The organism is uncultured Clostridium sp. (assembly GCF_963515715.1).
Classification (GTDB): Bacteria; Bacillota; Clostridia; order Clostridiales; family Clostridiaceae; genus Clostridium_AW.
In genome coordinates, this window is the sequence record NZ_CAUPZS010000019.1 from 1 (window position 1) to 14232 (window position 14232).

12 protein-coding genes are annotated in these 14232 nt (G+C 31.0%); 9 read left to right on the forward strand and 3 right to left on the reverse strand.

What is annotated here, in order from left to right; genetic code table 11:
- Positions 1–380 precede the first annotated feature (380 nt).
- The 5 genes from RYO54_RS13065 to RYO54_RS13085 all read left to right on the forward strand — a co-directional run bounded on the left by RYO54_RS13065 (position 381) and on the right by RYO54_RS13085 (position 4431).
- Positions 381–857 (forward strand): hypothetical protein, encoded by a 477-nt coding sequence (locus RYO54_RS13065; RefSeq protein ID WP_315119502.1) that lies wholly within the window; start codon positions 381–383, stop codon positions 855–857.
- Positions 858–948: 91 nt separating this feature from the next.
- Positions 949–1686, forward strand: coding sequence for an SDR family oxidoreductase (locus tag RYO54_RS13070; protein ID WP_315119505.1), 738 nt, complete (start codon positions 949–951; stop codon positions 1684–1686).
- A gap of 169 nt (positions 1687–1855) precedes the next feature.
- Complete coding sequence (locus RYO54_RS13075) at positions 1856–2587, forward strand: CPBP family intramembrane glutamic endopeptidase (RefSeq protein WP_315119508.1); 732 nt, start codon at positions 1856–1858, stop codon at positions 2585–2587.
- Between the two features lie 275 nt (positions 2588–2862).
- The gene (locus RYO54_RS13080; RefSeq protein WP_315119510.1) at positions 2863–3411 is read left to right on the forward strand and encodes a GNAT family N-acetyltransferase; all 549 of its coding nucleotides are present in this window, start codon (positions 2863–2865) and stop codon (positions 3409–3411) included.
- Positions 3412–3858: 447 nt separating this feature from the next.
- A complete protein-coding gene (locus tag RYO54_RS13085) occupies positions 3859–4431 on the forward strand; it encodes a hypothetical protein (RefSeq protein ID WP_315119513.1) in 573 nt (190 codons plus the stop codon).
- A 472-nt stretch (positions 4432–4903) separates the two neighbouring features.
- Here RYO54_RS13085 and lgt read toward each other — a convergent pair whose 3' ends face one another.
- The gene (lgt, locus tag RYO54_RS13090) at positions 4904–5668 is read right to left on the reverse strand and encodes a prolipoprotein diacylglyceryl transferase (protein ID WP_315119516.1); all 765 of its coding nucleotides are present in this window, start codon (positions 5666–5668) and stop codon (positions 4904–4906) included.
- Positions 5669–5915: 247 nt separating this feature from the next.
- On the opposite strand from lgt, the gene nuoE reads away from it, so the two are divergent.
- Genes nuoE through RYO54_RS13105 form a run of 3 tightly spaced genes read left to right on the forward strand, consistent with a single transcriptional unit; the run spans position 5916 to position 10065 of the window.
- Complete coding sequence (gene nuoE, locus RYO54_RS13095; protein WP_315119519.1) at positions 5916–6398, forward strand: NADH-quinone oxidoreductase subunit NuoE; 483 nt, start codon at positions 5916–5918, stop codon at positions 6396–6398.
- A gap of 13 nt (positions 6399–6411) precedes the next feature.
- The gene (nuoF, locus tag RYO54_RS13100; RefSeq protein WP_315119522.1) at positions 6412–8307 is read left to right on the forward strand and encodes an NADH-quinone oxidoreductase subunit NuoF; all 1896 of its coding nucleotides are present in this window, start codon (positions 6412–6414) and stop codon (positions 8305–8307) included.
- 24 nt (positions 8308–8331) lie between these two features.
- On the forward strand, positions 8332–10065 hold the full coding sequence (locus RYO54_RS13105; RefSeq protein ID WP_315119525.1) for an NADH-dependent [FeFe] hydrogenase, group A6: 1734 nt from the start codon (positions 8332–8334) through the stop codon (positions 10063–10065).
- Between the two features lie 26 nt (positions 10066–10091).
- Here RYO54_RS13105 and RYO54_RS13110 read toward each other — a convergent pair whose 3' ends face one another.
- Positions 10092–10853 (reverse strand): LytTR family DNA-binding domain-containing protein, encoded by a 762-nt coding sequence (locus RYO54_RS13110; RefSeq protein WP_315119688.1) that lies wholly within the window; start codon positions 10851–10853, stop codon positions 10092–10094.
- Between the two features lie 2 nt (positions 10854–10855).
- Positions 10856–12529 (reverse strand): LytS/YhcK type 5TM receptor domain-containing protein, encoded by a 1674-nt coding sequence (locus RYO54_RS13115; RefSeq protein ID WP_315119528.1) that lies wholly within the window; start codon positions 12527–12529, stop codon positions 10856–10858.
- A 210-nt stretch (positions 12530–12739) separates the two neighbouring features.
- Here RYO54_RS13115 and RYO54_RS13120 point away from each other — a divergent pair, with 210 nt between their 5' ends.
- Entirely contained in the window at positions 12740–14218 is a 1479-nt protein-coding gene (locus tag RYO54_RS13120) for a carbon starvation protein A (protein ID WP_315119531.1), read from the forward strand.
- Positions 14219–14232 lie beyond the last annotated feature (14 nt).

The window sequence follows — 14232 nt, forward strand, 5'->3', positions numbered from 1 at the left end:
AAATGGCACAGCAGGTTATAGATAACAAATAAAAAGGGTAGTAGCGAAAGCCATAATGACTTTTAATGTCATTATGGCTTTCTTGTGCGCCCAGCATGGGCAAAAACTTGGCGGTGAAAATCCATTGACTATATTATTCCTAAAGTCAATGTAATAACATCTATTAAAGATACTAATGTTTTATATGATGACGCAATTTAATTGTAAAGTGAAGCAACTAGTGGAATTAAAGATATGAAAATGCCCTTTGAAAACTGAATAATAAGGGATTATAAAATGGAAATTTGCTATAACAATATAGAAAATATGGTATAATTTTCTTGTAAGATAAATTAAATAAATCCAATTAGTAAAATTATATAAGAATTTGGAGGGTAGAAATGAAAAAAGATAAAATGATAATGATTTCTTTAATTTCTATAATATTATTTAATGTTTTCTTTATGATTATATTAATTTATTATAACGACATTATAATTATCCCAAATAATTTTTTTAAGCAGCTAACCAGGGAATATTGGGATTGGTACTTAGATAGAGCTCCTGTACCTAACGAATTAATTGTGATGGGGATAACTAGTATTTTAGAAATAACGTTTTCACTAATCTTTTTAATAGAGTTCTTATATATAATATCTAATGAGAAATATATAAATGTAATTGGGAAAAAGAATGTAGTAATATCTTTAATTATTGGTTTTATTATTAATTGTTTAACTTCTCTTTTTATAAAATACAAAGCTGAACATTATAGATTATTTATGACTCTTATTTCAATAGAAGTATCTTCCATGGTATTGCTAAATTTAGTTTTAAAAATTAAAAAAGAAGTATTTAAGTTACCATATCATTCTTAATATATTCATGAAGAAAAGCAAGTATTTATTGCTTTTCCATATGAGATATAAGTTTAGTTATTTCTGATATAAATAAGTGGGGGATGATAAAATGATAAAATTATCAAACAAAACTATTATTGTTACGGGAGCTGGATCAGGTATCGGTAAATCAATAACTGTGAAATGTCTTGAGTGCGGAGCTAAAGTAATAGCCTGCGATATTAATGGCCACCTATTAAAAGCTTTGGAAACTGGTGTGCATTCAGATAAGCTACAAACATGTATAGTTGATGTATCTGACTATTCACAAGTAGAGACTTTATTAAAAAAATTGTTTTCTGAACAACCTGATATTAATTGCTTAGTGAACAATGCAGGAATCTACTTAGGAAAGGACATAGCCGAATATACTCTCGATATGATAGATAAAGTTATAAATATAAACATTAAAGGTGCAGTATTTTTCTCGAAATTTTTCGGTGAATTTAAATTAGATCAAAAGGAAAATGGAGTAATTGTAAATATATCATCTGTAGCTGGATTAGAAGGTAGTTCTGATGCTATTTATGGATTATCCAAATCTGCATTAATTGGTCTAACCAAAAGTTGTGCAATGAATTTTTCGCCGTTTGTTAGGGTAAATGCAGTAGCACCAACATTGGTAGATACAGATTTAATCAGTAATGTTCCAAAATGGAGAATTGATGAATATAGGGAAAAGGAACTTATAAAAAGGTCATTGAAGTCTGATGATGTTGCAAATACAACTACTTTTTTATTATCAGAGTTATCAAATAATTATACTGGGGCAATTTTTGATATAAATAATGGCTGTTATTTGAGATGAAATTTTTACGATGTAACCATTAAAATTTAAAATACAAAAGGAGGTTTTTATGAATAAAATAACTATCCGCAATATTGTTTTATTTATTGTTGTTGTTATCGTTAGCGGGTGGATAGGCGTTCTTGTAGACTCTATACTTGCCGAGCAACCCCAGGGTGATTCTCTTGGTATGGGGATATGGTTGGTATTACCTATGGTGACTGCAATTGCAATCATTTTATTTTCAAAGGTAAGTTGGAAAGATATTGGTTTCATGCCTAATTTCAAAGGAAATATAAAATGGTACATGACTTCTGTTTTAATTTTTCCTATTGTAACAGCAATCATTTTAATAATCGGATCTATGACAAAATGGATTGACTTGTCAGCACTTAATCTCAAATCTTTTGTTTGGGTGTTTTGCAGTACGTTGTTAATTAATTTTATTAAAAATATCTTTGAGGAGACAGTTTGGCGTGGTTTTCTAACCTCACAACTCGTCAAATTAAATCTTAACGATTGGATTATATATTTCATCGTTGGCTGTGTTTGGGGGATATGGCATCTACCGTATTACTTGGTCTTTTTATCGGAGACAGTTATACAAGCTGTGCTACCAGGCAGTCGAGTTGTATTTGCTGTTGTTGCTATAATAACAATGCTATGTTGGTCGGTGATGTTTATTGAAATTTATAGGGTTACAAAGTCCATTTGGCCTTGTGTTATACTGCATATGGTAGAAGATTCGCTGATAAATCCTTTAGTTATTTCAGGTTATATTAACATAGCAGCAGGAAAAGAAATTCTTATTTCACCAATCAATGGGCTTATTACTTCAACTCTTTACTTAGCTGTTGGATTTAGCATAAGAGCTTACAAAAGACAAGCATTAGCTAAAGTTTATGAGCATAACCTCTGCTAATTTAATACCCATTATTCTTATTTAACGTCATAACCAAAAAAACGAATAATTTACTAAAACATCGTATTATTCAAGTCTGAATTTACGGTGTTTTTACGTCGCCATACAAAAAAAATCATGAGGAAGTAAAACATGGATAAATGCAGTTGCTGAGAGAAAACACATTATTGAGAAGTTATATGTAATTAGTAGATATATTGGTATATAATTGTAATTAATTGCGTCTTAATTGTATGATAATATACAACAAAGTGCATAAAGAAAGGAATTAAAAGATGAATGTTAGAGTTAAAATATCAGACAGAAATGATTTTTTTATTATTAAAAATTTTATTCCATTATTTAGGCATTATATTGCTGAAGTATACAATGAACTACCAAATAAATATGGTGTTTTCTCATATGATAGTGATAGGACACTACAGGAATTATGTAACAGAAGAGAATCTTGGCTTGAAAAACCAGATGAATTATTTCCTTTTATTATTTTTGCTTTTGATAGGCCTGTAGGTTATGTACTTGTTTCAAAAGTTCCTCTTAATGCATTTGAAAAAAGCGATTATTTTATTAATGCTTTGTTTATAGTACAACCTGCCAGAAGAAAAGGTATCGCTTCAATTTCTGTAAAGAAAATTATAGATATGTTAAATGGAAGTTGGGAGTTACATACAAATTCTACAAATAGAAATATGTCAACACAATTATTCTGGCGTAGCTTTATTTCAGAATATACTAATGGAAAATTTGAAGAATTTATAGGTAATACCCCAGATGGAGATGAAAAAATAATTTTTAGGTTTAATAGTAAAAAATCAAGTATCTAGTGTATTTTTTATTTGTTGTACGCATAAATTGGTTTCACATTTATAAATTTCTACAAAAGTAATTGAGTATCCAAAAGAGGAGCTAAGCATATAGTGAAGCCGCTCCCCAAAAAGTCGCTATTTCACTACATACTTAGCTCTTTTGTGTTTTACAAATATATTTAATAGATGATAGATTCTGTAAAAATAATTAGAGTATCTCAAAATAGGAATTGGGATGTATAGTAGCGTTGCTTTGAAAAAGAGAGAACAATATGCTACTTTAGGAACATATTTTAAAGTTGGATTAATTAAGAGATATTCTATCTTCATCCGTTGACGTAGGATTTATCATGTTTTTCGATGTATCCTAATAATCTATTAAATATTTTTATTGTAATCTTTTTATTGGTATAGAATAATATTCCTGAGTGTTAGTACATACTAACATATAAGGGAGCTTGAATTATGAAAATAGAAATAAAAAATATTAAAATTCTATTAGTATTTTGTTTATTTGCTTTAATAATTTTTAATTATGATACCGTAAAATCTGAACAAATATCTGATAAATACGTAAAACCTCTTACTTCTAGTCAAATTGATAATTATATAAAAGAAAAAAAACTTACTCCTATAACCATAAAAACTATAAATAACTATACTATTATTTTATATGAACTGAATGATATTATAGGAATTCACGCTTTAACCTCTGATCAGTATGGAAACGTAAGATTAGAATCAAATTCTACTGGTAGAAATAATTCTAATCGTGTTCCTGTCTCTATAGGAATATCAGGAGGATGGGATTATAATATTGGAGGATTTGATTTTGTATGGTTAATTATCAATGATAAGCAAATTTTGAATGAAGCTCATTCAGCTAAAATAATACTTAGCGATAAAACTCAAGAAACTGTAAATATAGATAAAAATAAAGGTCTGATTATACCAATTTCTTCATGTAAATTAGATTTACAACATATTTATATTCTAGATAAAGAAAATAATATGGTATACGAAAGATCATTCGGTTAAAAGTATAAAGTTGAATCTTAACATGAGATGTAGTAAGTTTTTTTAAAAACATTTATTTTTACAATTTCATTTTCATTATGCAAAACTTAAAAATGCTATGTAATACGCACTATGCATTTGAGCAAAATCTAGAAATTCTTAATTTATTTTAGAAAGGTACCGTTAAGATGCTGCACATGTTTGACCGAAGGGAGTTTGTCAGCATTAGGGATTTTTATAAAATAAATTTTAGAAGTTCTTATTGTAGCGAATCAGCATAAGAAGCATTATATAGCATTTTGGATTTGTTGCACCTCTAAATTGTTTTCATATCTATAAATTTCTACAAAAGTAATTGAGTATCCAAAAGGGGAACTAAGTACATAATGACGTCACTTCAAAAAAGCGTTCCTCTCATTATATACTCAGCTCCCTTGTGCTTTACAATATCTAAAAATTAAAAAAACTAAACATCTAACTAAATTATAAGTTTTTACAAAGATTTTTTCCTTTTATAAATATAAACTAAGAATACTATACTTGCTAAAATCCCAAGTAAGCTTACAAATTGAGCCATTCTTATAGGACCAAACATTAGACTATCTGTCCTTAACCCCTCTATAAAGAATCTGCCTAGAGAATAAAGTCCTATATATGCAAACAGAACTGTGCCTGGTTGTTTACTTCTTTTCAATAAAATTATTAGAGTAACACAGACTAATACATTCCAAATTGATTCATATAAGAAGGTAGGGTGATAGTAAGTTCCCTTTATATACATACCTCTTTGAATGAACTCAGGAAATTTACTTATAAATTCTAATGTAACTTCTCCCCCGTGAGCTTCTTTATTAAAAAAATTTCCCCATCTTCCAATGGCCTGGGCTAATATAATTCCAGGAACAGATACGTCTGCATATTCAAGAAAGTTCTGTTTCTTTTTTCTTAGATAAAAGAATGCAGTAGTGAGTCCGAAGATTAACCCCCCATGTATAGCTAATCCTCCCCCTCGAGTGTTAAAAATACTCCAAAGATTATCTGCATAATCTTCAAAACTAAATATGACATAGTATAACCTTGCCCCTATAATTGCCATAGGGAAGGATATAAGAAAAGTATCAAATAAAATATCAAAGTTTAAATTTTTCATCTTACATGTATAGCTACTTAGCAATAATGCTAATAGCATACCAAGTGAAATTAAAATACCATACCACATAATGGGCAGTCCAAATATAGTGAATGCTATTGGATTCAAAAGAATCATCTCCTTTGTGTAAATTCATAAATTATAGTAATAGGACCAATTATATTATATTACTATAATAAGCAATTATAAGATATAATATAAGAAAAAATCTTATTATACAATATATTTTTAAAATTTAAAAAGTTTTTAAAATATATATTTATTTTAGGGTGTGATTTCTGTTATAATGGTTTTAGGTTCTCTGTTGTACTATAATTAGTTAATTTTATAACAATATTGAAGGAGGTCTTTTTTAGTGTGCTGCAAGAATGAAGTTTGGAACGCAAAAATAAATGAGTTAAATAGTTTTATCGATGGTTTAAAGAATAAGGAAGATGCTTTAATAACTGTATTACACAGAGCTCAAAAGATTTTTGGATATCTTCCAAGAGAAGTTCAAAATTTTATCGCTGAAAAGTTAGATGTACCTGTTTCTAAGGTTTATGGGGTTGTTACATTTTATTCCTATTTCAATACAGAACCAAAGGGTAAGTATGTAGTTAGTGTATGTATGGGGACAGCTTGTTTCGTTAGGGGAGCAGGAGATGTTTTACATGAATTTGAAAATAAGCTCAATTTAAAAACTGGAGAAACTACAAAAGATGGAATGTTTACTTTAGATGCTTTAAGATGTGTAGGTGCATGTGGACTTGCTCCTGTAGTAACAATAAATGATAAAGTATATGGACATGTAACCAAAGATCAAGTAGGAAAATTATTAGAAGATTATAAGGAATAAGGGGGAGTAACCATTGGTTAAGATTAAATCCTTTGAAGAACTTAAGGCTCTGAATAAAGAATTAAAAAAACTTGTTACATTAAGAGAAGTATCTCATGAAGCAGAATTAGCAGCAGAAAATAAAAGATGTAAACGTCAATTGTTAGTTTGCGGTGGTACCGGATGTAAATCTGCTGAAAGTTATGAAATCGTAAATAAATTAAAGGCAAAAGTAGAGGAAGTTGGATTAAAAGATGAAGTAGAAGTACTAATTACTGGGTGTTTTGGTTTTTGTGAACAAGGTCCAATTATCAATGTTTGTCCTGACAATGCCTTCTATGTAAGGGTAAAGACAGACGACGTAGATGAAATAGTGGAAAGTCATTTATTAGAGGGAAAGATAGTCGAAAGACTTTTATATATAGAACCAACTCTTCAAATGAGAGTTAAAAGACAAGATGAAATGGGCTTTTATAAAAAGCAAGAAAGAATAGCATTGAGAAACTGCGGTTTAATAAACCCAGAGGATCTTAAAGAAGCTATAGCTGAAGATGCATATATGGCTTTAGGAAAATGCCTAGCTGGATTAACTCCAGAGGAAGTTATTAACTTAATTAGTGAATCAGGCCTCAGAGGTAGAGGAGGCGGTGGATTCCCTACAGGAAAAAAATGGGCATTTGCTAAACAATATGAAAGTGATAAAAAATATATAATTTGTAATGCAGATGAAGGAGATCCAGGTGCTTTCATGGATCGTTCCATACTTGAAGGAGATCCACATAGTGTTTTAGAAGCTATGGCAATTGCAGGATATGCAATCGGAGCGGATGAAGGAAATATTTATATTAGAGCTGAATATCCTTTAGCCATAGATAGACTTTATAAGGCTATAGAAGAAGCGCATGAATATGGATTGCTTGGTGAAGATATATTAGGGACAGGCTTTAATTTTGATATCCACATTAAATACGGTGCTGGAGCTTTTGTATGTGGTGAGGAAACTGCTCTAATCCACTCAATAGAAGGTGAGCGTGGAGAGCCTACAAATAAACCGCCATTTCCAGCAGAAAGTGGATTATGGAATAAGCCAACTTCCGTAAATAACGTTGAAACTTTAGCTATGGTTCCTGCCATTATAAATAAAGGTGCCGATTGGTTTAAATCTATAGGAACAGAAACTTCAAGAGGAACAAAGGTATTTGCTCTTGCGGGAAAAGTTAACAATGTTGGTCTTGTGGAAGTTCCTATGGGGACGAATTTAAGAGAAATAATTTATGATATCGGTGGGGGAATAAAGAATGGCCGTAAGTTCAAGGCTGTTCAAACTGGTGGACCATCAGGAGGTTGTATTCCAACTGAATATTTAGATACAAAGATAGATTATGAATCATTAAATGCTATAGGATCAATGATGGGTTCTGGTGGTATGATTGTTATGGATGAAGATAACTGTATGGTTGACATAGCAAAATTCTACCTTGAATTTACTGTAGATGAGTCCTGTGGTAAATGTACTCCATGTAGAATTGGTAACAAGCGTTTACTAGAAATTTTAACAAGAATAACAGAAGGTAATGGTACAGAAGAGGACTTAGTTAAGCTTGAGGAATTAGCTGAATTAATAAAAGAAACTTCTCTATGTGGTCTTGGACAAACTGCACCAAACCCTATTTTGAGCACCATGAAATATTTCAGGGATGAATATATTGCTCATGTTAAAGAAAAACGCTGCCCAGCAGGTGTATGTAATGGATTATTAAGATATGAGATTTTAGACAAATGTATAGGTTGTACAAAGTGTGCTAGAGTATGTCCTGTTTCCTGCATTACTGGAAAGGTAAAAGAAAAACATTTTATCCTACAAGATAAATGTATAAAATGTGGAAGCTGTTACACTGCTTGTCCTGTAGGAGCCATAATTAAAAAATAATATATTTAGAAAGAGGTGTACACTTTGAGTTTAGTAAATCTTACAATAAATAATAAAACAATCCAAGTAGAGGAAGGTTCAACTATATTAGATGCTGCTAAAGAATTAAATATAAATATACCTACTCTTTGTCATTTAAAACTTCATGATAGAAAAACTGAAAACAAGCCAGGTTCATGTAGAGTTTGTGTTGTAGAAGTTGAAGGAAGAAAGAATCTTGCTCCAGCATGTTGTACTCCTGTAATGGATCATATGGAGGTTAAGACAAACTCTATAAAGGCAATTAAGGCTCGTAGAATGATGGTGGAGCTGTTATTATCAGATCATCCACAAGAGTGTTTACTATGTGAAAAAAATACAGAGTGTGATCTTCAAAGCCTTGCTGCTGACTTAGGTATAAAGGCTATAAAATATAATGGGGAAATGTCAAAGTTCCCTAAAGATAGTTCATCCTATTCTATTGTTAGAGACTTGGATAAATGTATTCTTTGTAGAAGATGTGTAACTATGTGTAACGAGGTTCAAACCGTTGGAGTATTATCCGCTGTAGGAAGAGGATTTGAAACAGTAATAGCTCCTGCTTTCGCTGACCCAATGCTAGAAACTAACTGTACTTTCTGTGGACAATGTGTGGCAGTATGTCCAACTGGAGCGTTGACTGAAGTTAATAATGTTTCTAAAGTTTGGGATGCTTTAAATGATGATGACAAAATAGTTATTGTTCAGACGGCTCCTGCTATAAGAGCAGCCCTTGGAGAAGAATTTGGATTAGAACCTGGAACTGTTGTTACAGGTAAAATGGTTGCAGCTCTTCGTGCCTTAGGATTTCAAAGGGTTTTTGATACAGATTTTGCAGCAGACTTAACCATAATTGAAGAAGCAAGTGAGTTATTACACAGACTTGAACATGGTGGAAAATTACCTATACTTACAAGCTGTTGTCCAGGATGGGTTAAGTTCTTTGAACATCAATTTAATGACCTTTTAGATATACCATCAACCTGTAAATCACCGCAACAGATGTTTGGTGCCATAGCTAAAACTTATTTAGCCGAAAAGATGGGAGTAGATCCTAAAAACCTTGTTGTTGTTTCAGTAATGCCTTGCCTTGCTAAAAAATATGAAGCAGCAAGACCTGAAATGAGTAATGATGGAGTTCCAGATGTTGATATAGTAATAAGTACGAGAGAATTAGCTAAAATGATAAAAGAAGCAGGAATTCATTTTACAACTTTAGATGATGAGGGATTTGATAATCCATTAGGAGAATCAACAGGTGCTGGAACTATATTTGGTGTAACTGGTGGAGTTTCGGAAGCTGCATTACGTACTGCCTATGAGTGGATAACAAAAGAAGAATTAAAAGACGTTAACTTTACTCAAGTGCGTGGACTAAAGGGAATAAAAGAAGCAAGTGTAAAAATAAATGATATGGATGTAAAGGTTGCTGTAGCAAGTGGTCTTGGAAATGCACGTAAATTATTAGAAGATATAAGGGATAAAAAAGTTTCTTATCATATGATAGAAATTATGGCATGTCCAGGAGGATGTATAGACGGCGGTGGTCAGCCTTATCTACACGAAGATAATAATATAATTGAAAAAAGAATGGAAGCTTTATACAAAGAAGATGCAGATAAAGTTTTAAGAAAATCCCATGATAATCCATTTATACAACAATTATACGATGACTACCTTGGAAAGCCTTATGGCGAGAAAGCCCATGAATTACTTCACACAAGTTATGTAAAGAGATAATATAAAACCCCGAGAAATCGGGGTTTTTATATGTCTAGTATTTCTTTGAGAGATTTTACATTTTTCCTACTTATAGGGATTACGGAATTTTCATTGTCCTCCATGACTAATTTATAAGTGCCATTAAACCAAGAATATAATTCCTTTACATTATTTAAATTAACCAGATAACTTCTGTGAGCTCTGAAAAGGTTTGTTTTTCTCTGTAATTTATTCATAGTATAGCTAGTTAAATAGATAGTATTTTTTGCTTTAATATATACTTTTTCATTTTCAGCGTAACAAAAATAAATATCATCAATATTCAATAAAACTATTTTACCACATTTTTCGCAAGGGATTTTTTCATTTGTTTGAGGGGTTTTTATGTCAATTCTTTTTATAACCTCATCTACCACAGCAGGTATTTGTTCATTTATACTTTTATTAATAAAGGATTTATGTAACCTATTTACTGAGGATAGTATTCTTTTGTCATCGTAAGGTTTTAAAATATAATCCAATGCGGCTACCTCAAAAGCATTTAAAGCATATTTTTCATAGGCAGTAACGAATACTATTTCTATATTGTTATTAAAATTTTTGATTTCTTTTGCTAAGTCCATACCATTTTTAAGTGGTATATTTATATCTAAAAATACCACATCAGGATTTTTAGATTTTATTAATTCAAGTCCTTTTTCACCATCATGAGCCACTTCTATTACATGAATAAAATCAAAATCTCTTAATATATGCGTCAGCTCGTCAGCTGCAGGTATTTCATCCTCAACTATTATACAATTCATGGTCAATTCAATCTCACCTCCTTGGGAACTACAAAGCTTACCTCTGTTCCTTCCCCTACAGCACTCTTTACATTAATATGATAATTTTCTCCATATAAGAGTTTAAGTCTTTCATTTACATTATATAATCCTATTCTAGAATTATTAAAAATATTTTTTAAGACATTTTCTTCAATGCCTACTCCATCATCTTTTATTAAAAAGCACAGCTTTTCATCTCTACATATTACTTTAACATCTATATTACCACCAGAGGGTTTGGGCAAAATTCCATGTTTAATAGAATTTTCTATGAGAGGTTGGAGTATGAAAGCGGGTATTTTATAATCTGAAAAATTAGAAGGTATATCTATATTCACCTTTAGCCTATCTCCAAAACGTGCATTTTCTATAGAGAGGTAGGAATTTAAAAATTCAACTTCTTCTTTTAATGTTAAAAACTCCTCATCCCTCTTTAAAGTACTTCTAAAGTAATTTGATAGATCAAGTATTAATTCTCTAGCTTTACTAGGGTTAGTTCTACAAAAAGAAGATATGGTGTTTAGCGCATTAAATAAAAAGTGAGGATGAATTTGAGCTCTTAGGGCTTTATATTCAGCTCGATAGGCCTCTTCAACAGCTTTATTCAATTTGTAAATATTTAATTGTGTGGATAATAATCGTCCTAGTTGTTTTGTGAATTGCATAAAGTATTCATCAATATATTTTTCAGATTTTAAATATAGGCCTATTGTAACTTCTAGCTTTTCCTGATGAAAAATTGGTATGAAGAATAGAGTTTTTTCAATGCCCTCTTCTTTTAAAGGAAGAGGTTTATAATCAGGAGCTTTATAATAGTCTTTTAGTAAAGAATTTAGCATGTCCAAATTTAAATCTCCTCCATGATAACTTAATATCTCATAGGAATTTGCAATAAAAACCCCGTTGTAATTACTACTATCATAAATTATTTTACAAACTTTTTCTGAAGTCTCCTTATTAAAACCCTTTTTTAAATAATTTAAGGTCTTTTCAGCAATAAGAAGGGCCTTTTCTGATTGATAGGCGCTTATCCTATTGTATTGTTCTAAAGCATTGTTGGTTATATTAATAAAGATTACTACACCAATAGAATTGATTAAAATCATTGGTAAGGCAATTATTTTTTCTAATTCTAAGGCTTCTTTAAAGGGTCTAGATAAAATTAAAATTATAATCATTTGTAAAATTTCAGCTATAACTCCAACAATAAAACCTAGTTTAGGATCTAGGTCTTTTTTCTTAGATAATTTATGGGCTATGCCACCACACAAACCTTCTACTATAGTAGACACACCACAGGCAAGAGCAGTAAAGCCACCAATATAATATCTTTGAAGTCCCGCAATACTTCCTACAATTACTCCAACTAAAGGACCACCTATATATCCAGCAGTAATGGCACCTATAGGTCTGGTATTTGCTAATGCATATGGATACTTTGAAGCAAAGTTTAGACTTGGGGGATTTATTTTTGGATTAACATCTATACCTGTGTAAGTGCCTAAAATTGATAATATACTAAAAAAAATAATAATTATAATTTTATTCCATTTAGAATCTTTTATTAAAAGCTTTTTACTTAAAGCAATTTGGTTAAATATATAAGAAGACAGAGCAATTAAAGACATATTTTGTAATAGTTGAATATATAACATATGATACACCTCTTAAATTTGATTCAATTAACATTATTACATAAAATTGGATTAATATAAATAACATTTAATGGTATAAATAGGTTATTCACCCTAAAAATATAGCTATTCACAGAGAATTCGTATAATAACAAGGAGTGTTTTGGTATAATTTTCTATAATCAATATATCAAAAAGTTTTATTTAATAAAATTTAGGGAGGATGATTTTATGGTATCATTTATAATTTCTATCGTTGCCCTTGTTTTAGGTTATCTTATTTATGGAAAAATTGTTGAAAAAATCTTTGGGGCAGATGAAAGCATAAAAACTCCGGCAATAAGATTAGAGGACGGAGTTGACTTTGTACCACTACCAGGATGGAAAATATTTTTAATCCAATTTTTGAACATAGCAGGGCTTGGGCCTATTTTTGGAGCCATACTTGGAGCTATGTTTGGCCCAGCAGCATTTTTATGGATAGTATTTGGATCCATATTCGCTGGAGGAGTTCATGATTATTTCTCTGGAATGTTATCTGTAAGACATGATGGTGCTAGTATACCAGAAATTGTTGGGAAATACTTAGGAAATGGATTTAGACAGTTTATGAGAGTTTTCTCAGTTGTTTTATTAATACTAGTTGGTGTTGTTTTTGTAACTGGACCAGCAGGATTACTTGCAGGTTTAACACCTGAAAATTTAAATATTACATTTTGGCTTTATGTAATCTTTGCATATTATATATTAGCTACTTTACTTCCTATAGATAAATTAATAGGTAAGATATATCCGCTATTTGGTGTATGCCTACTAATAATGGCTCTAGGTGTTGGAGGAATGCTTATTATAAAAGGATATCCTATACCAGAAATAACACCAGCTAACTTAAGAAACATGCATGTTAATGGAGCTACTACACCACTATTTCCTGTACTTTTCGTTACCATAGCTTGTGGTGCGATATCAGGATTCCATTCAACTCAGTCACCATTAATGGCTAGATGTATAACTAGTGAAAAGCAGGGTAGATCAATATTTTATGGTTCTATGATTGCAGAAGGCATAGTTGCTTTAATATGGGCAGCGGCTGCAATGAGTTTCTTTGGGGGGGCAGGAGGAACAGACGGAGTAGCAAAGCTAAATGAAGCTATGGTTGCAAACAAGAGTAATACAGCTTGGGTGGTAAGCATAATATGTAATTCTTTACTAGGAAAAGTAGGGGGAGCATTGGCAATACTAGGAGTAGTAGCTTGCCCTGTAACTTCAGGAGATACTGCCTTTAGAAGCGCAAGACTTACTATAGCAGATTCTATAAATTATAAACAAGACAAGATAAAAAATAGATTGATTATAAGCATACCATTATTTGTAATTGGATTTATATTAAGTAAAGTTAATTTCACTATAATTTGGAGATACTTTGCATGGTCAAATCAATCATTAGCTACAGTTGTTTTATGGGCTTCCGCAGTGTATCTTAATCACATTGGGAAACCTCATTTTCTGGCATCAATTCCAGCAGCTTTCATGACCGTAGTAAGTATATCTTATATTATAGTTGCACCAGAGGGATTTGGTATCACTTCTTCTATAGGTAATATACCTATAGGCAATATAGTTGCAGTGATTGCAACAATAATAATATTTGGCTTATTCTTAATGAAAATAAGTAAAGATAAATCAATTAATGAAACTAAAAAAGCTTGATGTCCATAAGCCTT